General features: G+C 53.7%; 20 protein-coding genes and 1 other annotated feature. All 20 genes read right to left on the reverse strand.

The features are described 5' to 3' along the window. Nucleotides 1–34: 34 nt before the first annotated feature. Nucleotides 35–1,069 carry a rod shape-determining protein gene (locus HMPREF9412_RS22200; RefSeq protein ID WP_009593998.1) on the reverse strand — a complete coding sequence of 345 codons (1,035 nt, stop codon included), beginning with the start codon at nucleotides 1,067–1,069 and terminating at the stop codon, nucleotides 35–37. Between the two features lie 38 nt (nucleotides 1,070–1,107). Further along, nucleotides 1,108–1,797: a RadC family protein gene (gene radC, locus HMPREF9412_RS22205; protein WP_009593994.1), complete on the reverse strand. Its 690-nt coding sequence runs from the start codon at nucleotides 1,795–1,797 to the stop codon at nucleotides 1,108–1,110. Between the two features lie 84 nt (nucleotides 1,798–1,881). Beyond that, nucleotides 1,882–2,493: a Maf family protein gene (locus tag HMPREF9412_RS22210; protein WP_009594027.1), complete on the reverse strand. Its 612-nt coding sequence runs from the start codon at nucleotides 2,491–2,493 to the stop codon at nucleotides 1,882–1,884. Between the two features lie 25 nt (nucleotides 2,494–2,518). Then, nucleotides 2,519–2,761 (reverse strand): DUF4321 domain-containing protein, encoded by a 243-nt coding sequence (locus HMPREF9412_RS22215; protein ID WP_009594010.1) that lies wholly within the window; start codon nucleotides 2,759–2,761, stop codon nucleotides 2,519–2,521. 127 nt (nucleotides 2,762–2,888) lie between these two features. Beyond that, entirely contained in the window at nucleotides 2,889–4,274 is a 1,386-nt protein-coding gene (locus HMPREF9412_RS22220; RefSeq protein ID WP_009594005.1) for an SPOR domain-containing protein, read from the reverse strand. A 209-nt stretch (nucleotides 4,275–4,483) separates the two neighbouring features. Further along, on the reverse strand, nucleotides 4,484–5,860 hold the full coding sequence (gene murC / locus HMPREF9412_RS22225; protein ID WP_009594033.1) for a UDP-N-acetylmuramate--L-alanine ligase: 1,377 nt from the start codon (nucleotides 5,858–5,860) through the stop codon (nucleotides 4,484–4,486). Nucleotides 5,861–5,866: 6 nt separating this feature from the next. Further along, nucleotides 5,867–7,270 carry a bifunctional folylpolyglutamate synthase/dihydrofolate synthase gene (locus HMPREF9412_RS22230; RefSeq protein WP_036673112.1) on the reverse strand — a complete coding sequence of 468 codons (1,404 nt, stop codon included), beginning with the start codon at nucleotides 7,268–7,270 and terminating at the stop codon, nucleotides 5,867–5,869. A gap of 8 nt (nucleotides 7,271–7,278) precedes the next feature. Continuing rightward, entirely contained in the window at nucleotides 7,279–9,948 is a 2,670-nt protein-coding gene (locus HMPREF9412_RS22235) for a valine--tRNA ligase (RefSeq protein WP_009594003.1), read from the reverse strand. Nucleotides 9,949–10,059: 111 nt separating this feature from the next. Further along, nucleotides 10,060–10,358: a binding site (T-box leader), on the reverse strand. Between the two features lie 29 nt (nucleotides 10,359–10,387). After that, entirely contained in the window at nucleotides 10,388–10,582 is a 195-nt protein-coding gene (locus HMPREF9412_RS22240; RefSeq protein WP_009594017.1) for a hypothetical protein, read from the reverse strand. 24 nt (nucleotides 10,583–10,606) lie between these two features. Continuing rightward, complete coding sequence (locus HMPREF9412_RS22245) at nucleotides 10,607–11,959, reverse strand: LysM peptidoglycan-binding domain-containing protein (RefSeq protein WP_009594023.1); 1,353 nt, start codon at nucleotides 11,957–11,959, stop codon at nucleotides 10,607–10,609. A 164-nt stretch (nucleotides 11,960–12,123) separates the two neighbouring features. Further along, on the reverse strand, nucleotides 12,124–13,032 hold the full coding sequence (locus HMPREF9412_RS22250; protein ID WP_009594025.1) for an RluA family pseudouridine synthase: 909 nt from the start codon (nucleotides 13,030–13,032) through the stop codon (nucleotides 12,124–12,126). Continuing rightward, on the reverse strand, nucleotides 13,029–14,324 hold the full coding sequence (hemL, locus tag HMPREF9412_RS22255; RefSeq protein ID WP_009594000.1) for a glutamate-1-semialdehyde 2,1-aminomutase: 1,296 nt from the start codon (nucleotides 14,322–14,324) through the stop codon (nucleotides 13,029–13,031). The genes HMPREF9412_RS22250 and hemL overlap by 4 nt, the downstream gene beginning before the upstream one ends. Before the next feature lie 36 nt (nucleotides 14,325–14,360). Then, nucleotides 14,361–15,359, reverse strand: a complete 999-nt coding sequence (hemB, locus tag HMPREF9412_RS22260; protein WP_009594002.1) for a porphobilinogen synthase — start codon at nucleotides 15,357–15,359, stop codon at nucleotides 14,361–14,363. Nucleotides 15,360–15,413: 54 nt separating this feature from the next. Then, the gene (cobA, locus tag HMPREF9412_RS22265; RefSeq protein ID WP_009594020.1) at nucleotides 15,414–16,973 is read right to left on the reverse strand and encodes a uroporphyrinogen-III C-methyltransferase; all 1,560 of its coding nucleotides are present in this window, start codon (nucleotides 16,971–16,973) and stop codon (nucleotides 15,414–15,416) included. Nucleotides 16,974–16,977: 4 nt separating this feature from the next. Further along, complete coding sequence (hemC, locus tag HMPREF9412_RS22270) at nucleotides 16,978–17,934, reverse strand: hydroxymethylbilane synthase (protein WP_009594031.1); 957 nt, start codon at nucleotides 17,932–17,934, stop codon at nucleotides 16,978–16,980. Between the two features lie 3 nt (nucleotides 17,935–17,937). After that, complete coding sequence (locus tag HMPREF9412_RS22275; RefSeq protein WP_009594014.1) at nucleotides 17,938–18,594, reverse strand: precorrin-2 dehydrogenase/sirohydrochlorin ferrochelatase family protein; 657 nt, start codon at nucleotides 18,592–18,594, stop codon at nucleotides 17,938–17,940. A 6-nt stretch (nucleotides 18,595–18,600) separates the two neighbouring features. Beyond that, a complete protein-coding gene (gene ccsA / locus HMPREF9412_RS22280) occupies nucleotides 18,601–19,431 on the reverse strand; it encodes a cytochrome c biogenesis protein CcsA (RefSeq protein ID WP_009594011.1) in 831 nt (276 codons plus the stop codon). Between the two features lie 18 nt (nucleotides 19,432–19,449). Then, nucleotides 19,450–20,856, reverse strand: coding sequence for a glutamyl-tRNA reductase (gene hemA, locus HMPREF9412_RS22285; protein ID WP_009594030.1), 1,407 nt, complete (start codon nucleotides 20,854–20,856; stop codon nucleotides 19,450–19,452). 341 nt (nucleotides 20,857–21,197) lie between these two features. Continuing rightward, entirely contained in the window at nucleotides 21,198–21,596 is a 399-nt protein-coding gene (gene speD, locus HMPREF9412_RS22290; protein WP_006208786.1) for an adenosylmethionine decarboxylase, read from the reverse strand. Between the two features lie 356 nt (nucleotides 21,597–21,952). Next, on the reverse strand, nucleotides 21,953–22,451 hold a 499-nt coding region (locus HMPREF9412_RS22295; protein WP_036673114.1), incomplete at its 5' end, for a hypothetical protein.

Consider the following 22,451-nt stretch of genomic DNA (forward strand, 5'->3'; position numbering starts at 1 on the left):
CCAACATTAGGGGTTTACACTTTTATTTTGGTTTCTACCGTTTGGAACGGACGGCAGAGCTGCTCCGGGATTTAAACAAGTGAATGTTCTCGAGCGCTTTACCTGTGCCAATGGCCACGCAATCCAGCGGATTCTCCGCAACGATGACCGGCATGCCGGTCTCTTCGGCAAGCAGCTTGTCCAGGTTGCGAAGCAATGCGCCGCCTCCCGTAAGCACGATGCCCCGGTCCATAATATCCGCAGCAAGCTCCGGAGGACATTTCTCAAGGGTAACCTTAACGGCTTCAACGATGGCATTAATGGTATCTGCCAACGCTTCGCTGATCTCATCCGATGTAATCGTGATTGTCTTCGGCAGACCCGTCACCAAGTCGCGGCCGCGGATTTCCATCGTTTCCACGGTCTCCAGCGGCATCGCGGAGCCTACTTCCATCTTGAGCAGCTCGGATGTGCGCTCACCGATCATCAAGTTGTATTGGCGTTTGATATAAGAAATAATGGACTCGTCCATTTCATCGCCCGCAACGCGTACGGAACGGCTGGTTACAATCCCTCCAAGGGAAATGACCGCAACCTCGGTCGTACCTCCGCCGATATCAACGACCATGCTGCCTGTAGGCTCCCACACGGGCAAGTCTGCACCGATTGCCGCTGCAAAAGGCTCCTCGATCGTGTAGGCTTCGCGTGCACCCGCTTGCTTGGTCGCATCTTCAACCGCACGCTGCTCGACGGCCGTAATGCCGGAAGGCACGCATACCATCACGTTCGGGTGGCGCGGGAAGATGGAACGCTGCTTCTGCGCTTGACGAATAAAGTATTTAATCATTGTAGCCGTTGTATCAAAATCGGCGATGACGCCGTCTTTCATCGGACGAATGGCACGAATGTTGCCTGGCGTCCGTCCAATCATTTTCTTAGCCGATTCCCCGACGGCTTCAATGCTCTTTGTATCTGTACGCAGAGCGACCACGGAAGGCTCTCTTACGACAATTCCTTTTCCACGAACATAAACCAGCGTATTTGCCGTCCCCAAATCGATTCCCAAATCTTTCGTAAAACCACCTAACATGATGTATCTCCCTTTCTTCGTCAATCTGAACTATTATATTACATCAAGCCCCGTTCCTTCAAACTTACAAACGATCCGTCCCCGATGATCAGATGGTCCAGCACGTCGATCCCGACAATCTGTCCTGCCTCCACTAAGCGTGCAGTCAGCGAAATGTCCTCCGGGCTGGGCGTCGGATCTCCGCTAGGATGGTTATGCGCGCACACCAGGGATGCACTGCTGCATTTGATGGCCGCTCTGAACACCTCGCGGGGATGAACGATGGAGGCGTTAAGGCTCCCCATCGATAGCGTTTCCTGGGCAATGACATGATTTTTCGTATTTAAAAAAACACAGACAAAATGCTCTTTCTGTAAATACCGCATCTGTTCACTGAGCAGTTCTGCCGCGTCATGCGGACTGCGGATAATAACCGGCTCTACATGTCTCGATGCGGCCAAGCGCCGTCCAAGCTCAATGCCAGCCTTCAGCTGAACAGCCTTGGCGGTTCCAATTCCTTTGATTTGCGTAATTTCCTCGATGCTAAGATCAACGAGCTGCCGGATGCCGCCTGCTTCCCCCAGCAGCCGCTGGGCTATATGTACGGCAGATTCCTGGCGGGTACCGGTCCGAAGCAGTATCGCCAGCAATTCTGCATGGCTTAAAGCGCTCGCCCCATATTGCATCATGCGCTCTCTTGGTCGTTCATCATGGGGGATGTCGCGCAGCAATAGCGTTGGCGACTCCATATATTCCCCTCTTTTCTAAGATTTAAATCAGCAGGTCACCGAAGCTTCCAAGATCCCGTTGGCTTCGGATGCCGTGTTCTATATCTATGAATCGGTGAGTACATCCATCCCCATTTCAGACAGCATGTCCGAGAGCAGAGAAAGCGGCAGGCCGACAACGTTAAAGTAGTCGCCTTCGATTCCTTCCACGATGGTTGCACCCAGGCCTTGAATCGCATACGAGCCTGCTTTGTCGGCAGGTTCCCCGCTCTTTACGTAAGCCGCGATCGCATCATCACTTAACGATTTCATCTTTACGGTCGTCACGCGGTGAGATACCTTGGCGCGACCGGAACTCCGGTCGATGCAAGCCACTCCCGTGTAAACGAAGTGTGCCCGTCCTTGAAGCATGGACAACATCCTTGCAGCGTCAGCGTGATCCCCCGGTTTCCCGAGGACATGGTCATCTACGACCACAATCGTGTCGCTTCCCACAATGATACCATCTCCCGGATCATCCGTCAGCTTTCGAAGAACCGCTTCCGCTTTGCGCAGCGCCAGTGACTCCACAATTCGCTCTGGCGACCACCCTTGCGGCGTGTCCTCGTCAGCTTCACTAGGCATAATCTCGAATGGGATACGAAGGGAGGCAATCAATTCCTGACGCCGAGGAGAGGTGGAAGCCAATATGATGCGGCGGTTTCTCTTCTCATTCAAGGGGGATAATCTCCTTTGTCATGTCTTAGAGCCTGCGGTATAACCAGACGGCAGCAATTATGCCGAGCAGACTGAGCAGGCAAAAGTTAAGTTCAAGGTTAATGTCATAACGAATAATGTCAAAATCAGCTGAAGGCGACCACTTGATCGGTGTAGTAGACGTCAGAAACGACAGAGCCTTGACAGGTTGAAGCGCCTTGGCAAGCCATGTTCCCGTCAGCCACCCCAGCAGCAAAAACAAGATGAGCATTCCTTTATTTTTCTTCATGCATCCTCTTCCCTCGCCATTTTTTGACACCCTAATTATTATACGGTGAATCGATAAGCAATACAAACAGAAATCCGGCATGGGGAACTATTTCCAGTTCCAAGCCGGATTTGACGTAAATTTGAATTTATAGGCCATCCAGGAGTTTCTTTTGGCCCATGACATAGTTCATCATGCCTGTTTGGATCTCCCACAAATGCCCCTTGGATTGATTTTTGTTGTATTCGGAGAGCGCCGTGATCGAACTGTTCATCGACTGCTCCATGGCCGGCAGCGCGGCCCCGGTCTCCGGACCCAAGCCTGCGGCCAGCTGCTTGACCGATTGGATCCACTGCTGATGCAGATTCGTGATGGTATTCATATGCTCCGTCGTCGCCGCGCCGGGCTCCTGCATGCCCAGCAAGGATGCCGATAGCTGGCTAAGCTCCGATACCAGCTGCCCGCTTATCGTAAAATAGTCCGTCAGCGTCTGCTCCTCGCCAGCAAATGCCGCTGACTCGATGCTCGGCAGCGCGATCTCTCTAACGTATAATTCAACGCCTTCGGCCTTAAGCTGATTGCTGAGCAGCTTCGCCTGCTCGCGGTCAGGCGAGATGCCCGCATACACGCGGTTCTCCTCGTCCAGATCGCCGCCGGCGGCAATACCGGATTGCTGCAGTTCCCCGATCGCCTGCACTGCCCGCTCGGGCGTGCTGAACACGCCGTATTGAAGCAGATAAAAGTTCTGCCCCGGAATATGAACAGCCGATTCGGTCATATCAGGCGTCGGTGATGCCTCGGCTCCCCCGGATGGATCGGTCGGCGCTAAGTTCCCTGCATCACTGCTCTCGAGCTGTCCCGTTGCCGGGTTCTCGCCTGCGTCGCCGCCGTTAAACATGGACAGCACCATGTACCCGAACAGCAGGCCCGTGATGACGGCAGCGGTCACGGACACCGCCATCTTCCAGAAGGAGGTGGGTTTGCGTGAGCGATAATAACCGTAATCGCCGGCGGATGTCTCATATAGATCCGACTCGGGCCCGAGATTCCAATGGGGGTCGTTCGCTTCGGGGGTCATTCTCCCGGAAAACGCATCATCATGGAGGTCGTAGAGCTCCTCATGCACGTCGTGGTATGTATCCGGATGTTCAGGGGCATCGCCGTACGGCCGACCGTTATCATGGTCCAGGCGTCTTCTTTCCTCAGCTAACCGTCCCCTGGACCGATGATTGCGCGATGTTCTCCAGTCACGATCGTCCACGTCCCGGATATCCCGCTCTGCCCGGAGCGGCGGAACGACGCGCAGATGATCCTGCTGAATGCTCCTCTGAGGTTCGTACGAAGCATCCGTATCGGTAAACCGATTGGCTGCCGCTGTGTCATATTCGTCGAAGACGGAATGATGGTCATAAACCCGGGGGTTGTGGCCCGCTGGAACGTTTTGGTTCGCATCGTGTTCCTCGCGCGCATGGTCCTTGTTCCCACCCTTCGGCGGTTCGTGATCGATACGTATCGTCATCCGTGCTTTATTCATTTCCACACACCTCACTTGTCCTTCTACACCTAGCTATATGATCAAGCTTGGCAACTTATGAGTATGCGAAAAACAAAAGGGCTGACCAAGAAATGATCTTGATCAGCCCTTCTTATCGTTATCGATGCTGGCTTTGTCCCCTCCACAGAGGCATAGCCAATGCAATCCCCTGCTGCAGCGAAGCAGCAAAGAGCGCAGGCAGGCAATCCTTATTTCTTGCCCTTAACGAACTCGGCTAAAGCCGCGCCGACCTTCCAGATGTCGCCCGCTCCCATCGTGAGAACCAGGTCGCCTTCTTTTACGCGACCCTTGAGATCGTTCAGGACATCTTCCTTGGTAGGCAAATAGCGGGCACCGGCATTGCTGTTCTGGACGATCAGCTCCACCAGCTTACCCGAGCTGATGCCCTCGATCTGCTTCTCGCCGGCAGGGGAGTAAATATCGGTGATGATCACCTCATCCGCTTCCCCGAACGCGCGGCTAAACGCATCCAGCAGGAAGAAGGTTCTCGAATACCGCTGCGGCTGGAACACGGCAATAATCCGTTTGCCCGTAGCTTTTGCGGCACTGATCGTCGCCTCGATCTCGGTCGGATGATGCGCATAGTCGTCAATGACCAGAATGCCTTCAGCTTCGCCAAGCACCTGGAAGCGGCGCTTAGCCCCGTTGAACTTGACGATGGCCTCTACAATCGCCTCGAACGAGATGCCGCTCTTCAAGCAGCATATGACCGTGGCCATGGCGTTGTAGACATTATGTTTACCCGGTACGGACAGCTCGACGGTGCCCAGCTCCATGCCGTTATGAAGCATCGTGAAGCTGACGTGACGGTCGCCCAGCACCAGATTGGTTGCCGTATACTCCGCATCCGCATGAATGCCGTATGTGGTCACATTGCATTTCAGGTCTGGCAAAATCGCCTGAATGTTGTTATCGTCGGCGCACACCACGGCCGTACCGTCAGCCTTGATCTGGCTGAGGAATTGCACGTAGGCTGCCTTGAGACGATTGAAATCCCCTTCGTAATTCTCCAGGTGATCGGCTTCGATATTCAGAACGACGCCGAGCCATGGATGATATTGCAGGAATGAACCATCGCTCTCGTCGGCTTCGGCTACCACATGCTCGCCTTCACCCGCTTTGGCATTCGTGCCCACGTTCATAATTTCCCCGCCGATGATAAATGTCGGATCGACTCCGCATTCTTCCATCACGAGCGCAATCATGGATGAAGTGGTTGTCTTGCCATGCGCTCCCGCTACGGCCACGCCTTTGCGTTCGTTCAAAAGACGCGCCAGCATCTGCGCACGGTGAAGGACAGGAATGTTCAGCTTCTCTGCCTCGACCCGCTCCACGTTGTCTTTGGACAATGCCGTGGAGTACACCACAAGGTCCGCGCCTTGGACTTGCTCGGCGGTATGTCCAATGTATATTTTGGCGCCCTTGGCCGCCAGCTTTTCTGTCAATTCTTGCGATGCCACGTCAGAACCCGTGACTTTATAACCCATCTCCAGCATTACTCGCGCTATGGCGCTCATCCCGTAGCCGCCAATTCCTATAAAATGAACATGTTCTGATGTATTCAACAGATATCACCAACCTTTTTCAGAATCGGAAAGGCCCAGGAGGTTGGAACGCACGTCGGCAATGAGGTACAACGTGCCCGACACCACCCCAAGATCCTCCGCTTCCGTCCGTGACTTCAACTCTTCAAGTGCGTTTTTCCAATTTGGTTCTATGATGATTTGCAGTGTATGTTTGGCGTATTTCTCCCTTACCTGCTCTACGATGTCACCAAGCGCCTTGGCGTCCAGTTTCTTCCGGAAATCCGGTTCAGTCAGGATAAGCGTATCCACTATTGGCAGTATATGCTGCAAATACGATTCATGATGCTTATTTGCCAGCATTCCCATCATTAAGTTCAGTTTCCGATACTTATAGATCTGCGGCAAGCTTTTGGCCAAGGATTCAGCCCCTTCGGGGTTGTGCGCGCCATCGAGAACAATCCGCGGGGAGGACTGCACTTGCTCCAGTCTTCCCGCCCAGAACGTATCCTTAAACCCGGCACGCAATTCTTCTTCATCCACGATAAAGGCCATGTACTGGCGAAGCACCTCCAGCGTCATCATGGCAACCGCGGCATTGGCGCATTGATGCTCGCCCTGCATCGAAATATCCAGATCCATATCCCGGAACGGTCCCTTAAAACGGAAAGTCTGGCTTTCTTCGTCCCCGCGCAGCCGTTCATAAGAGAATTGTTCGTCTACAAGGTACAGACTAGTACGGTTTTTGGCGGCCGTTTCTTTCAGAATGTCGACAGCCTCAGGCTGAGTGACCGTGCTCACTACCGGCACTCCGGGCTTGATGATGCCGGCCTTCTCCATGGCGATCTCCTGAATGGTATCGCCCAGAACGTCGGTATGGTCCATGCCGATGTTCGTGATCACCGAAATGATGGGATGAACGATATTGGTAACGTCAAGACGACCGCCAAGTCCGGTCTCCCATACCACCACGTCCGGATAAGACACCTCGCCGTAATACAGGATCGCAAGAGCCGTGGACACCTCAAACATCGTGGGCGATCCAAGCCCGGAGCCCGCAACTTCGGCAACAAGCGGCTCTAAGCGATTCGCGAGTTCCAGCAGCGTCTCTTCCGGTATGTCTTCGCCGTTATACTGAAACCGATTGGTAAACTTCGTAATATAGGGGGACGTGTAGGTTCCTACCGTGAATCCCCCTTGAAGCAGAACCTTTGTTAAAAAAGCGCATGTGGAGCCTTTTCCGTTCGTTCCGGCCACGTGAATGAATTTTAATCGACGCTCCGGATGGCCGAGCAGCTCCATCAATCGCTGAATTCTATCCATGCCAGGGCGGATCCCAAACGGAATCAGCCCATTGATCCAAGCTACCGCTTCCTCATAGGTATGGAACGGAGCTGCCGCTGCAGCTGCCGATTGATCAACCATCGTTCTCACCTTCTGGTCCAGATTCATCTTGCCCATTAGCCTCTCAATTCTTCGATGCGCGCAATCACTTTGCTGCGTTTGTCCGAGTAATCCGCGAGTTTCGCCCGTTCTTCCTCAATCACCTTCTCGGGTGCTTTCGATACGAAACCAGGATTGTTCAGCTTCTTCTCCACACGCTCGACTTCGCTGTTCAAGTGCTGGATTTCCTTCTCCAGACGCGTGATCTCCTGAGCGATATCGATCAGCCCGGCAAGCGGCAGATACATTTCAACGCCTGTTACCACGGCGGTCATCGCTTTATCCGGCGCCTCAAGCGCAAGGGAGGACTCATACTCCGACGTGTTGCAGAAGCGGCGAATATAATCGGAATTGCGGTCGATAATGCCGGCAATTTGCCCGCTTACCGGTTTCAATTGCAGTTCTACTTTTTTGCTCATCGGCACGTTCACTTCCGCCCGGATGTTACGTACGGCACGGATCACATCCATCAGCAGGTTCATTTCGGTAACAGCTTCCGTATTCTCAAACGCCTCATCATAGGTCGGCCAAGAAGCCAGCATGACGGTCTCGCCTTCATGCGGCAAATGCTGCCAGATCTCTTCGGAGATGAACGGCATGAACGGGTGGATCAAGCGCATCGTGCGGTCCAGCACATAGGCAAGCACCGACTGCGTCTTTTTCTTGGCTGTTTGATCCTCGCCATACAGGGACAGTTTGGCAAATTCGATATACCAGTCACACAGATCATCCCAGATGAAATTGTAGAGCAGTCGACCGGTTTCGCCAAATTCGTAGGCATCAATTAGACGCGTAATGTCGCGGGAAGTTTCGTTCAAACGGTGCAAAATCCACCGGTCCGCGGTTCCCAGCTCTCCGGAAATGTCGATATCCGCCACCGTGAAGCCCTCCAGGTTCATGAGCGCAAACCGCGACGCATTCCAGATTTTATTAGCGAAGTTACGCGCTTGCTCCACGCGTTCCCAGCGGAATCGAAGATCCTGACCCGGCGTGCTGCCGGTCGATATCATATAACGCATAGCGTCTGCGCCATACTGTTCAATCACCTCGAGCGGGTCGATGCCGTTGCCCAGCGACTTGGACATCTTGCGGCCTTCGCTATCCCGAACCAGGCCATGGATCAGCGTGTCCTTGAACGGCATTTGCCCCGTAAATTCAAGTCCTTGGAAAATCATGCGCGACACCCAGAACGGGATGATGTCGTAACCCGTTACGAGAACGCTGGTCGGATAATAACGTTTGAAATCCTCACTGTCAAGGTCCGGCCAGCCCATGGTCGAGAACGGCCAGAGCGCGGAGCTGAACCAGGTATCCAGCACATCCTCGTCCTGTCTCAGATCATCCTTGCCCAGCTTCGCGCGGGCTTCCTCTTCATTCATGGCAACAACCACTTCGCCCGTGGATTCGGAATACCACGCCGGGATCCGGTGACCCCACCACAATTGACGGGAAATGCACCAATCGCGCACATTCTCCATCCAGTGCAGATAGGTTCGCTCGAACCGGTCAGGCACGAAGTTCACGCCCTTGCCGGATTTCTGCGCATCTACGGCTGCTTCCGCAAGCGGCTGCATCTTAACGAACCACTGCGTTGACAGATAAGGCTCGACTACCGCGCCGGATCTTTCGCTATGGCCGACCTGATGGACGTGATCTTCGATGCGAAGCAATACGCCCGATTCCTTCATGTCGCTGACGATTTGCTTGCGGCATTCTGCGCGGTCAAGACCCTGGTACTTGCCGGCAAACTCATTCATCGTTCCGGATTCGTCCATTACGGTAATTTGCGGCAGGTCATGTCTCAGACCCATCTCGAAGTCGTTCGGATCATGCGCCGGCGTAATTTTAACCGCACCGCTGCCGAAGTCCTTCTCCACGTACTCATCGGCAATAACCGGAATCTCGCGGCCCACGATAGGCAGCACCAATGTCTTGCCGATCATGTCTTTATAGCGCTCGTCTTCCGGATGAACGGCGACCGCCGTATCGCCGAGCATGGTCTCCGGACGGGTGGTTGCCACGGTAATGGAGCCGCTGCCGTCCTTCAGCGGATATTGCAGGTGATACAAATGGCCGTTGACCTCTTTGTACTCCACTTCAATATCGGACAAAGCCGTGCGGGCAGCCGGGTCCCAGTTGATGATGCGTTTGCCGCGGTAGATGAGCCCTTTATCGTAAAGCTTAACGAATACTTCCCGTACGGCTTCGGACAATCCCTCGTCAAGCGTGAAACGTTCTCTGGAGTAATCGAGGGACAGGCCGATCTTGGACCACTGATCACGGATCGTGTTTGCGTACAGGTCCTTCCATTCCCACACCTTCTCCAGGAATTTCTCGCGTCCCAGATCGTAACGGGTAACGCCTTCTTCGCGAAGCTTCTGCTCTACCTTGGTCTGCGTGGCGATGCCCGCATGGTCGGAACCGGGGAGCCACAGCGCATCGTAGCCCTGCATCCGCTTCACGCGAATCAGGATGTCCTGCAGCGTAAAGTCAAGCGCATGGCCGATATGGAGCATGCCCGTAACGTTAGGAGGAGGAATAACAATCGTGTAAGGCTCCGCGTCCGGTCGCTTGCCGGCTTCAAAAAAGCCGCCTTCCTTCCAGTACGGATACCATTTTTGTTCGGCTGCCTTCGGATCATACGTCGTCGGCATTTCTAACTGGGATTGGTTTTGTTTTTGATCCATATTTTCGTACCTCCGATACTGTTAATCAGTTTTGCCAACCCGAAACGTTTTAGCCTCCGGGCGTGTTCGTGGATATCATAGTTGGCGTGAAACAAAAAAAGCCCTTCGTCCTCAAAGGACGAAAGACTGTTCTCTCGCGGTACCACCTTTGTTTCGTGCTTACATGGTCCATCCACCGTTGTCCTCCCACGAAGAACATGAAAGGCTTTCGGTCAAGCACGACACTTTACGCAGATAACGGCTGCGGCCGGCGAACTCTAACCAGGGTAGCAATCGATCCTACTCTATCTCAAGTCCGCAACTCCGGGGCGACTTCGGCAAGCTGGTTCCTGCGGAATCTCACAGCGCTTGGTAGCAATTCCGCTCTCTGAAGGCCATACCTTCCTACTCTTCCCGTTCAACGTTGTTCTAGCTTTTGGAATACCTGTACATATACTATTCAAATATAACGTGGTTGTTCCATATAGTCAATATTTCGAGTGTTTCCGAACGATTTAGACATCATACCTGCCGATTCAAATAAATCCTTGTTCGCTGTAACATACAATCCAAGCTCGCTCTGCTTCCTCTCCTCCAAACCGGTTCCCCGCAGCACAAAAAGCAGGCCAAGGCTGCCTGCCTCGGCCTGCTTCATTCTAGCCCCATGACGACTTCCCGATTACTGGGGAATATACAATACCTGGCCTTCTTCCACATTCTGCTCGGACATGCGGTTATACAACAACAGCTCTCGCGGCGTCAGCTGATAGCGCTCGGCAATAACGTCGAGAGTCTCCTCACGCTGAACAATGCACATCCGAACCTTGCGGAACGGCGTTTCCTCGCGGCGGTTGCCTAGGAACAGACTCTTCCATTCCACATCCTCGGCCGAAACGGAATCCACGGATTCTTCAATGGCCTCTTCCTCGTCTCGAGCAGCTTGATCCTGATCCTGAACCGTTCTGCTCGATTGAAGCAATGAAGAGAAGCCTACGCCCGAAGCGGTGTTGGCGGTGCTGTTCTTCGCGTTGAAGGCAACCTTCAGCTCCGGTTTGGACGGAGCCTCTTCGGCTTGAACGGAAACCTCCTCCTCTATCTCCTCCAAGGGCTCGGCTTCCTCTTCAAAAACAGGCTGGGCTTCCTCCGTTTCCGGGGAATCCAATACCGGCAGGGCTTGAGTCTCTTCGCCTTTGCGCTCAGTAACGCCCGGGAAATCGGCTGCGGGTTCTTCCTGCTGCGGCTCCGGCTGGGCCGCTGCCCGTTCGAACTGCCATACATTCGGAGTCGACGGCTCAGCTGACTGAGATTCCGTCTCATTATGTAAGGCGTATTCGACCGTATCCTGGGCTTCAGGCGTATTGGAGATGCTTACCGTTCGGTCCGAATCCTGCGTATCCTGAATTTGGTTCTCGTATTCCGCCCAAGATGCCAGATACTGCTGCGTGCGCGCATCCGCCTCGGACTCTTGGACTCTGGGCTGAGCCTCGCTGAAATAAGAAGGCGAAGGCGTATTCGCGTCAGCGTTGGCTCCGACGCCTTGATACGGCTCATACGGATTGGCTGCGAACTGCTGCTGCTCTCCGCCTGCATACATATCATTCGCTTCAGGAGCATGTACCACTGTGAATTCCTCATTGGTCCATACTTGGTCACGAGCTCCCGGAGCCGCCGCCTGGATTCCTTTGAGCGATAAAACCCCCGTTATGTTCAAGCTGCGCTTGGATAACAGATCCACGTCAAAATTCTCGATCTCGACCGCGATGTCATCCAATGACGATACCCGGTTCAGCGGTACCGTGATCTCGACCGGAATCCAATGTTCTAGCGGCTCCGTCTCTCCTGCTTCGGTATCCCCTTTATACAGGCCTGCTAGAAGCAGATGGCCCCGAAGCGTGGCCTGGTCCTGCTGGCTGATCACCTGAATGTGCGGGATCAACTCCGCCTCTTCCAATTCTTCGATTCCCGGCAAATCTTCCGTCAAATTAATACGCTCGTAAATATCGAACCGCAATCCGTAGGACTGGTCAAACACGGGAATGTCCTCCTTTTTGGCATATACTATCCGTGATCTGTCATCACGGCATGAGCCTAAGTTTTGCCACTCAATTTATCTATATGCCGAAAACAGGAGAGCATGACTTTTTTGCGAATTGCGCATGGAAAGTTACCAAGCGTTCAGGGCCGCTGCAGCATCCCCTATCGGTTCGCTCCCTCTATGATTCGTTCTCGTAACTCCATCATATCCTGAGGCCACGGTGCCGGCACGTCAATGCTCTCGCCCGTAAATGGATGATGGAACAACAGGCGTTCGCCATGCAGCGCTTGGCGCGCAAACGTCCCTGGTCCCCCGTACAAAACATCCCCCAGAAGCGGATGTCCCATATGGCTTAGATGGACCCGGATCTGATGCGTACGGCCGGTTTCAAGGCGAATGTGCAGCAGACTGGCTTTCGGATAAGCTTCGGCTGAGAGAATATGCGTGATCGCGGCCTGCCCCGTTAATGAAACCCTCCGGCGGCTTGCGTGATAGCGGTCCTTGCCGATCGGCAGATCGATTCGCTTCAGCTCCTGCGATACCCTCCCTTGAACGATAGCCGCATACATTCGAACGATCTTCTTCTCGCGCATGGCCTCGTCCAGCTTCAGCTGCGCATATTCGTTCTTGGCATACAGCACGGGCCCCGTCGTATCTTTGTCCAGCCGATGGATATGCCGGACTGCCGCGTGAACCCCCTCTGCTTCGTAATAGGCGGCCACGACATGATTCAGCGTTGTCTCCCGGCTTTCGTTGTCCGGATGGACCGCCATGCCGGCCGGTTTGTTCACGACCAGGCAGAAATCGTCCTCGTACAACACCTGAAGCTCCTGCCACCTCGGTTCGATGCCGTATTCCCGATAAGGAAAAAGGACCAGCCGAAGCCGGTCCCCTCTCCATTGTATCCCCTGCTCATGACGAAGCTTGCGATACAGCTTCTCGGGCATACCGACCGTTTCCAGAAGCCACTTGGCGGCGGCCTCGTCCCGATCCGGCTGGCCCAACAGCGCCTTGCCGGGCGTCATCTCGAGCCATTCGCCGCGCTTACTCCAGCTGCCCCCGTAGCTCATAGGCTTTTGAAGGCGTTGTAATTGGCTTCGATGGTAGCATCGATATCTTCCACCGTATGGGCCGCCGAGATGAACATGCCCTCGAATTGGGAAGGAGGCACGCTGACTCCCTCCTGCACCATCGCCGCAAAATAGCGGCGGAAGCGGTCCAGGTCACTCGTCTTGGCCGTATCGAAATTCACGACCGGCGTATTCGTGAAGAATGGGCAGACCATGGATCCGATCCGGTTGATCGTAAGCGGGATGCCGAATTCCTTGGCGCTCTGCTCGAATCCTGCCTGAAGGCGGGCTCCCCGTTCCTCCAGCTGTTCATAAACGGCAGGCGTCAACAGCTTCAGGGTGGTGTATCCGGCTGCCATGGCCAGCGGATTTCCGCTTAACGTTCCCGCCTGGTAGATCGGTCCTGCCGGAGCGATCTGATCCATCAGCTCACGCTTGCCTCCATATGCGCCGACCGGCAACCCGCCGCCGATCACCTTGCCCAGGCATGTCAAGTCAGGCGTAACGCCGTAACGTCCCTGAGCGCAGTTGAGGTCTACCCGGAATCCGGTCATCACCTCGTCAAAAATAAGGATGCTCCCATAATCGGAAGTGACCTTGCGCAGGCCTTCCAGGAATCCTGGCTGCGGCGGAACCACGCCCATATTCCCTGCCACCGGCTCAACGATGACGGCCGCGATCTCTTCGCCGAAACGCTCGAAGGCAAGCTGTACCGATTCCAGATCGTTGTAAGGAACCGCAATGGTGTTGGACGCCACGCTTTCAGGCACGCCCGGGCTGTCAGGCAGGCCCAGTGTCGCGATGCCGGATCCCGCCTTGATCAGAAGGCTGTCCGCGTGACCGTGGTAGGAGCCCTCGAATTTGATGATTTTGCTGCGTCCGGTATAACCACGCGCCAGCCGGATGGCACTCATGGTGGCTTCCGTGCCGGAATTCACCATTCGCACCACCTCGATCGACGGCACGCGCTCGCACACGAGCTTCGCCATCTTCGTTTCGAGCAGGGTTGGCGCGCCGAAGCTGGTCCCTTTGGCAGCGGTCTCCTGAAGCGCTTCAACGACTTCAGGGTGTGCGTGGCCCATAATCAGCGGTCCCCAGGAACCTACATAATCGATAAAGCTGTTGCCGTCGATGTCGTATACCCGGCTGCCTTCTCCGCGATCGATATAAATCGGCGTGAGTCCTACAGATTTAAATGCACGTACCGGACTGTTGACGCCGCCCGGGATATATAACTTCGCTTCTTCGAAAGCAGAACGCGACAACTCTTCTTTTCGCAAATCTTGGCTCATTCTATGCACTCCTAACTCTTTAGTCGTTAATCGTTGCTAGCCGCGCATCCAGCGTGCCGCATCCTTCGAGAAATACGTAATGATAATGTCCGCACCTGCACGCTTCATCCCCGTCAGCAGCTCCATCACGATCGCCTGCTCACTGATCCATCCCTGCTGAGCCGCCGCCTTGATCATGGAATACTCGCCGCTCACGTTATAAGCGACGATCGGCAGATCAAACTGGTCTCTCAGCAATCGGACAACGTCGAGGTAAGCCATCGCCGGCTTCACCATCAGCATATCCGCGCCTTCCAGCACGTCCGTCTCCGCCTCGCGGAGCGCTTCCCTTACGTTAGCCGGATCCATTTGATAGGTTTTGCGGTCGCCGAACTGCGGAGCGGAGTCTGCGGCTTCGCGGAATGGACCGTAAAAAGCCGAAGCGTACTTAACCGAATATGACATGATCGGCACATTATAAAATCCGGCTTCATCGAGTCCGGAACGAATGGCTTGGACAAAGCCGTCCATCATATTGGAAGGTGCGATGATATCGGCTCCCGCTTTCGCCTGGGAGACCGCCGTGCGAACGAGCAGCTCCAGCGACTCGTCGTTTAATACGTCGCCGCAGGTGTGACCGTCACGCTCGAAGGTATGGACCATGCCGCAGTGGCCGTGGTCGGTGAATTCGCACAGGCACGTGTCCGCAATGACCAGAAGATCGGGATGCCACGACTTAATGAGGCGGGTGGCCTCTTGGACGATCCCGTCATCCGCGAAACCAGACGTGCCTACGCTGTCTTTTGTCTCAGGAATCCCGAACAGGAGCACGGCCGGAATGCCTAGATTTACGATTTCGTCCACTTCTTCCTTCAAGGTATCCAGCGAAAAATGATATACGCCCGGCATCGAGGAAATTTCGGATTTCACACCGCTGCCATAGGTAACGAAGATCGGCTGAACCAGATCCTCCGTATGAAGCACGGTCTCCCGGACCATGCTGCGAATGCCGGCATTTTGACGCAGCCGGCGATGGCGTACGATTGGAAAACTCATGACGTTGTACCTCCATAAGATGTAATTTATATCATGTATTAAAAGATAAGGATATTATGGCGTCGTTATACGGCGTGGATCGTTCTCGTTCCAAACACACAAGGCCTTGACCAAACTGTCGACCGTCGCTTCCTCAGCGAGGAGAGATACGTGGAGTCCGGCTTCCTCCGCGGTTTGCGCGGTCAGCGGTCCGATGCAAGCAATCGTCGATTCCTTCAGCAGATGGGCAGGCTCTGCCACGCCCATCCCCTTCAGCACTTTCAGCAGATTGGTAACCGTTGAAGAACTGGTGAACGTGACCGCATGAATGCCGCCGTCTTGAAGCAACTTCAGCAGCTCATCATCGTCCTCGCCGCACAGCACGTTCTCGTATATCACGGCTTCCGTCACATGCAGTCCCATTTCCATAAGCTTCTCCGGCAGCCATCTGCGCGCGAGATCGCCGCGAGGCAGCAGCACGCGCTGGCCCGGCTGAAGCTCTGGACCGTAAGCATCGATAAGTCCCTCCGCCTGGTAACGCTCCTTGATCACCTCAGCGGATATACCGTAATTCCCAAGAGCATCGGCTGTTGCGGGACCTACCGCGACGATGCGTGCCGAGGCCAAGGAGCGAATATCGCGTCCATGCTCCTTCAGGTGGCGGAAGAAAAACTCGACGCCGTTTACGCTGGTGAAGAACACCCAATCATACGTGCCCAGCTTGTCCAGCGCTTCTCGAATTCCGGCAAGCCCCTCGCCCTTTGAGGGCATCACCGTTTCAATGACGGGAAACTCATAAGGCTCCCCGCCAAGCTCCTCGATTTGGGATACCAATGAACTGGCTTGGCTTCGGGCCCTCGTGACCAGAATCCTTTTGCCGAACAGGGGCAGCCGTTCCGCCCACTTCAAGTGCTCCCGCTGAAGCACCACCTCGCCAACAACGATGACGGCAGGCGGCTGAAAATCCGCTGCCTTGACCTTGTCCTCGATATCTGCCAGCGTCCCCGTCAGCGTATCCTGCTCAGCCCGGGTTCCCCATCTTATTAAAGCCACCGGCGTTTCCGGAGGCCTTCCATGCTTCATCAGCTGACGGCTGATATAACCGATCTTCGCCACGCCCATCATAAAAATCAAAGTCCCCGTCGCATGGGTCACCTTATCCCATTGAATCATGCGGTCCAGCTTCTCGGGGCTTTCATGTCCTGTAATGATGGATAAGGATGAGGCATGATCGCGATGCGTCACCGGAATTCCTGCATAAGCCGGCACGCTGATCGCCGAAGTGATCCCCGGGACGATCTCGTACATGATGCCATGACGATATAACAGCTCCGCTTCTTCGCCGACTCTTCCGAAAATCGTGGGATCGCCGCCCTTTAACCGGACCACCGTCTTGCCTTCCAAAGCATAATCCACCAGCAGTTGATTGATCTGTTCCTGTTTCATCGTATGCCGATCCGGAAGCTTGCCCACATAGACCTTCTCTGCTCCGGGTTTCATCCAGCGCAGCAGCCGAGGACTGGCTAATCGGTCATACACCACGACATCCGCTTTTTCAATGCATTCCTTGCCTTTGATCGTAATCAGGCGCGCATCGCCCGGACCTGCTCCCACGAGATAAACCTTGCCTGCCATCCCCTCAACCCCTAACTTGTGCCAGTATCTTCTCCGCTCCTTTAGCTTTCAGCTTTGCAGCCACTTCCACTCCGAGCGCTTCAGGGTCGGTTCCTTCGGCGCTTTCCTTCAAGACGATTTCGCCGTCAGGAGAACCTACCATTCCTGTTAATTGTATAACGTTTTGTTCGCCGCGGGAATCTCCTGCCTCCACATTCTTCATGACGGCGTAAGCCCCGATCGGGACCTGGCATCCGCCGTTCAGCTCGCTTAGAAACTTGCGTTCCGCCGCCACGGTCCGCGCGGTTACTTCATCGTTATAAAGAGAGAGCAGATGCAGCAGCTCTTCATCGTTTTCACGGCACTCAATGCCGAGAGCGCCTTGGCCTACGGCTGGCAGACTGACTTCAACCGGCAGGTACGACGTGATCCGATCCTCCCAGCCCATGCGCTGCAGGCCGGCTGTTGCCAGAATGATGGCCTGAAACTCGCCTTCCTCCATTTTGCGAATCCGGGAATCGATGTTTCCCCTGATCCAATCGATCTGCAGATCAGGCCGATAGGCCTTTAGCTGGCTGGACCGGCGAAGACTGCTTGTCCCTACCTTGGCACCTTGAGGAAGATCATCCAGCGTTGTCCCTTCTTTGGAGATCAGGCAGTCGCGAGGATCTTTTCTTGCGGGCACCGCCCCGGAAACCAGTCCTTCAGGCAGAACGGAAGGCATGTCCTTCATGCTGTGAACCGCCATGTCAATTTCGCCGTCTATCATGGCCTGCTCGATTTCTTTGACAAACAATCCTTTGCCGCCTACCTTGGAAAGGGTAACATCCAGTATGCGGTCGCCCTTGGTGACGATTTTCTTGACCGCGAAGTCATATTCCAATCCGTGCTCCTTGGCCAAACGCTTCAAATCATCGATAACCTGTCCTGTCTGTGTCAGTGCCAGAGCACTTTGTCTACTGCCAACTACGATTGTGCGCATCCTTCATTCCTCCTGATTCTTCTCAATCCACTGCTTGATTTTGTCCGGACTCCACGGCACATAACCTCCGCGGCGAATCTCCCCGAGCATATCCATGCGGTATGCCTTTTGCAACAGCCGCCTGCGCGCGTCGGCGGACTTCACCTCATCCTTGATCATCGAACGCATGCTGTATAAAAAATCCAAATAATCCTCATACTCCGGTCCGAACCGTTCTTCGAGCTCATCGCGTATATCGCGTGCGGCCATCGGCCCTGCCCCCGACGTGGATACGGCCAGCATAAGCCTTCCCCGCCGCAGCACCGTCGGATTGATAAACGTACCGGCCTCGCCGTCGCTGGCTACGTTAACCAGCACGCCAAGGCGATCGGCGTCCTCGGCGACCTTCAGGTTCAGCTTGGCGTCATCCGTTGCCGCATGGACCATAAAAGCGCCTGCCAGATCGTCTGGCCGGTACTTCCGTTCCGTCCATTGAAGGGCCTTCTCTCCCGCCAAATGCCGGAGCGTCTCGCTTCTTAGTACAGGACTTACAATATGTACGCTTGCCCCGGCGTTCAGCAGGGTGAGCGCTTTGCGTTCCGCCACCTTGCCTCCGCCGACGATCAAGCATAAACGTCCCCTGCAATTCAGCAGGACGGGCACATAATGGTCATGCGTCATCAGCCGTCACACTCCTGACCAACTGTGGAATGCCGACCACGTATTCAGAAAAAAATTCAATATAATGAATCCATACCCGATTAAAGCCCATATGGCGGCCTCCCTGCCGGACCTTCTCCACAGTCGGCGTTTGATGAAATACACCATATACATCGCTAGCGCCGTCAGCGTGGACAATACTTTGATATCCAAAAACAGGGTCCACCGCCCGGCCATGGCCACCGACATGACGGCCAGGACAAGCGACATGACCAGAATAATCGTACCGGCCATCAGCGCTTTATAAGAATACACATCCAGCTTCTCCAGACTCGGCAGCCTGCGGACCGTATCATTCCACTGCTTGTGCTTCAGCTTCCGATGGAGAAACATGTAGATCGCCGCAAACACGGCCCCGACGGTCAAAGCGGCGAAGCTGATGCTCGCCAGGGCGATATGAATCAGCAAGAGACGGTGTTCCGTTTCCCAGCTGTACAATGCATTGTCTCCTGCCGTGAACCACAAACGATTGACCAGCATCACGCAAAAACCGACGAGGTTTATGAGCAGGACGGCAAATTCCGAGCGTTTCATATACGCCAGGGCAATCGAAGTGATCGAAATGCAAAAGGCCAGCAGGAACAGGAAATCAAACAGCGTAAATACCGGGAAGTGGAAATGTCCGCCCTCCATGGCCCTGATGCCGATGCCCGCGAATTGCAGCAGCGCGGTAATGACAAGAAGCCCTGTGCCTATCCGCTTCGCCACCGAATTGCGTGAAATGCAATCCGAGATATAAAACAGAAGGCTCAGGGCATAGATACAAATGCCGGTGATATAAATTATGTTTAACAGCATGGGTTATACTCACCCTCCTCAAAGGGTGGCTGGGGCCAGAGACACCTTAAGCGGCTTCTCTTCTGCCTGCTGATCTACAGCATTCTTCGTCCGTTCAGCTTTAACGGGTGCAGTTGCTTTCTTGTTGCGGCCGCGGGCTTCCTGCTCATTCTCATGGATCAAGCTTTCCAGCGCAAAGATTTGTGAAAAATAATCCAAAGCCTCGCCGCCCTGCTTGCCGCCCGTCATCTCCTTGATCCGGTTGATCGGATCGTGCATCATCTGATTGACGATACTCTTGGTCAAACGACGGATGACTTTCCGTTGGCGTTCGTCCAGCTCCGGCAGCTTGTTGAACAAGCTTTCCATCGTTTCTTCATGGATGGCATTCGATTTCTCCTGCAAGGCCCGAATCGCCGGTCTGACACCGAGCGTCTTCAGCCATGTGTGGAAAGCATCCATCTCCTCTTGAATCATCACTTCAATTTTCGCTGCTTCCACCCGGCGCATTTCCAGATTGGTTTCCACAATGCCTTCCAGATCATCGATATCGTACAGGAATACGTTGGAAAGTTCCCCAACCGCCGGATCGATGTCCCGTGGAACCGCAATATCAATCATGAACAACGGGCGGGACTGACGTTTCTTCATGCTCTCTTTAACCCGCTCCGCATTCAGAACATATTCATTCGAGCCTGTGGAGCTAATCACAATGTCGACTTCATTCAACAAATTCTTAGCTTCGGCGATGGTGCACGGCGTTCCTTTGAACTTGCGCGCCAGCTCCTCGGCACGGCCGAGCGTGCGGTTGGCCACGATCACTTCGGCCGCGCCGTTGGCATAAAGATGCTTCACGGTAAGCTCGCTCATCTTGCCTGCACCGAGTATCATCACTTTTTTATCGTTAAATGCGCCAAAAATCCGTTTACCCAGCTCCACCGCTGCATAGCTGACCGAGACCGCACTCTCTCCGATCGATGTCTCCGAATGCGCCCGCTTGCCGAGCGTAACGGCCTGCTTGAATAACATGTTGAACCAAGTTCCGGTGGCATCATGCTTCTGCGACGTCAAAAAAGCATTGCGCACCTGTCCCAGGATCTGCGTCTCTCCAATGACCATGGAATCCAAACCGCAGGTAACCTTAAACAGATGGGAAATAGCTTGTTCATCTTCATATATATAGAGGTGCTGCGTAAATTCTTCACGATTAATGCCGAACCACTGTTCCATAAAACTGCGGATAAAGTAGCCGCACATATGAAGGCGGTCTACCACAACATAAATCTCAGTACGGTTGCAGGTAGCGACAATGACGCCCTCCAATACGCTCTTGGTCGAATTAAGCTGCTCTAACGCCTTAGGCATGTCTTCTTCCGAGAATGTAAAGCGTTCTCTGACTTCCACGGGCGCCGTGCGATAGTTCAACCCAACAACGACGATGTGCATTGCATGTTCACCTGCCTATTTCTCCGAGTAGTTTTGCCGTTCACAACGGACTGCCTTGACCCTGTTCATTATATCACAGTATGCTGAGCAGCCTTGTCTATTTTATGAAATGTTTATGAAATCCCCATACTTCTTCATGCCATTCTTGAACATTCCTTCCTCTCGATCGCACCTTACTATTGTGGATATAGAACACCCTAGATATACGTATTATTTTCTACGAAATCTCATTTCAGAGAACGACGGCATGGAATGTTCATGAAACTTTCCCATCTTCACAAAATAAATAACCATGGAAATATCCATGGTTATCAGAATACGCGTTTTTTTAGAGGGCTGGATTAAACGAGCTCAGCCTGTTTCATCTCAGGCGTTTCCACGGTCATTTCGCCGAGTCCGCGCACGAGTTTCTTAGCATAGCATTTTTCAGGTTTCAAAGCGGATACCAGATAGTCAATAGCCAACTGCGGATCTACTGTCTCCCCGCAGGTATAACAGTCAATCGCAGCAAAACCTCTCTCAGGGTATGTGTGAATCGAGAGATGGCTTTCCGACAGCAACACCAGCACAGTCGCACCTTGTGGTTCAAACTGCTTGGATTGGACGGACAATACCGTTGCTCCACATGCTTCAGCGGCTTCCACCATCTGAGCTTGTAAAAATTCTGCACTGTTCAGTAGTTCAAAATCGACTCCCCAAGTATCAACAGCAACGTGTCTTCCGAAAGTTGAGTATTCCATCTTCCGGTTTCCCCCTTCCTAGGAATAAAATGTTTGAAAATTTCATCCGCTAGGACCTACGTCATTCACTTCCCGAGGGAATAATCTCTCGCAACATTACATGTCCTGAGTGAATCCTGGTTCCTATTTTCTTTTCAACGAGATTAAAAATAACATCTATGACGCTTAAATGCAACACCTTTTTCGAAAATAACCCATAAATATTTTACAGCTCAATATATGTGCATTTGAACCACTTGGTGTCTCCGGCCCATGAAATAAATATCAGCCGCTATATGTTACATAAACATGCATGGAACCGAATTTTTAACGATAAATACACATAAAAAAAGCCGCCCCTTGCGGGGCAGCCCTCCCTAAGCTTCAAGCACGAACAGGCGCTGATTAAACCGTCGCAGCCTTTCGTCTATCGTCTTCGTAATCAGTTTATCATTCCCTGCTGCAATCCGCTGGTCCAGAAGCACGTTGATATGATGCTGGATGGATTCGATCTCTTTCTCTGCTTCATTGCTGTTAAAGAGACGCTGCAGTTCGCCTGCCGTATTCTTGTACTCATAAATGACAATGCTGTCGTTCCCGGCGACTTGCGTAATTCGATGCACCGTTCCCGCATGGTAGTCGTAGCTCATCGTAAAGCCGCGATAAATCCGATTCACTTTACCTGATCCCTTAAAAGCCGCAAACAGTTTGCGTACGGCATTCGTCAGATGGGGAGTAACCAATCGGCATGACAGCTCACAGACGTACAAGCCATTCTTGCGTTCAAAGGGCAAATGAACTTCTTCCCCGCTTTCATCTTCGAGCACGAACTCCTGCTCTCCGCTATCCATGACTTTTACCCGGTTAGTGACCCGG

This window comes from Paenibacillus sp. HGF5 (assembly GCF_000204455.1).
In the GTDB taxonomy this organism is placed as follows: domain Bacteria; phylum Bacillota; class Bacilli; order Paenibacillales; family Paenibacillaceae; genus Paenibacillus_AQ; species Paenibacillus_AQ lautus_A.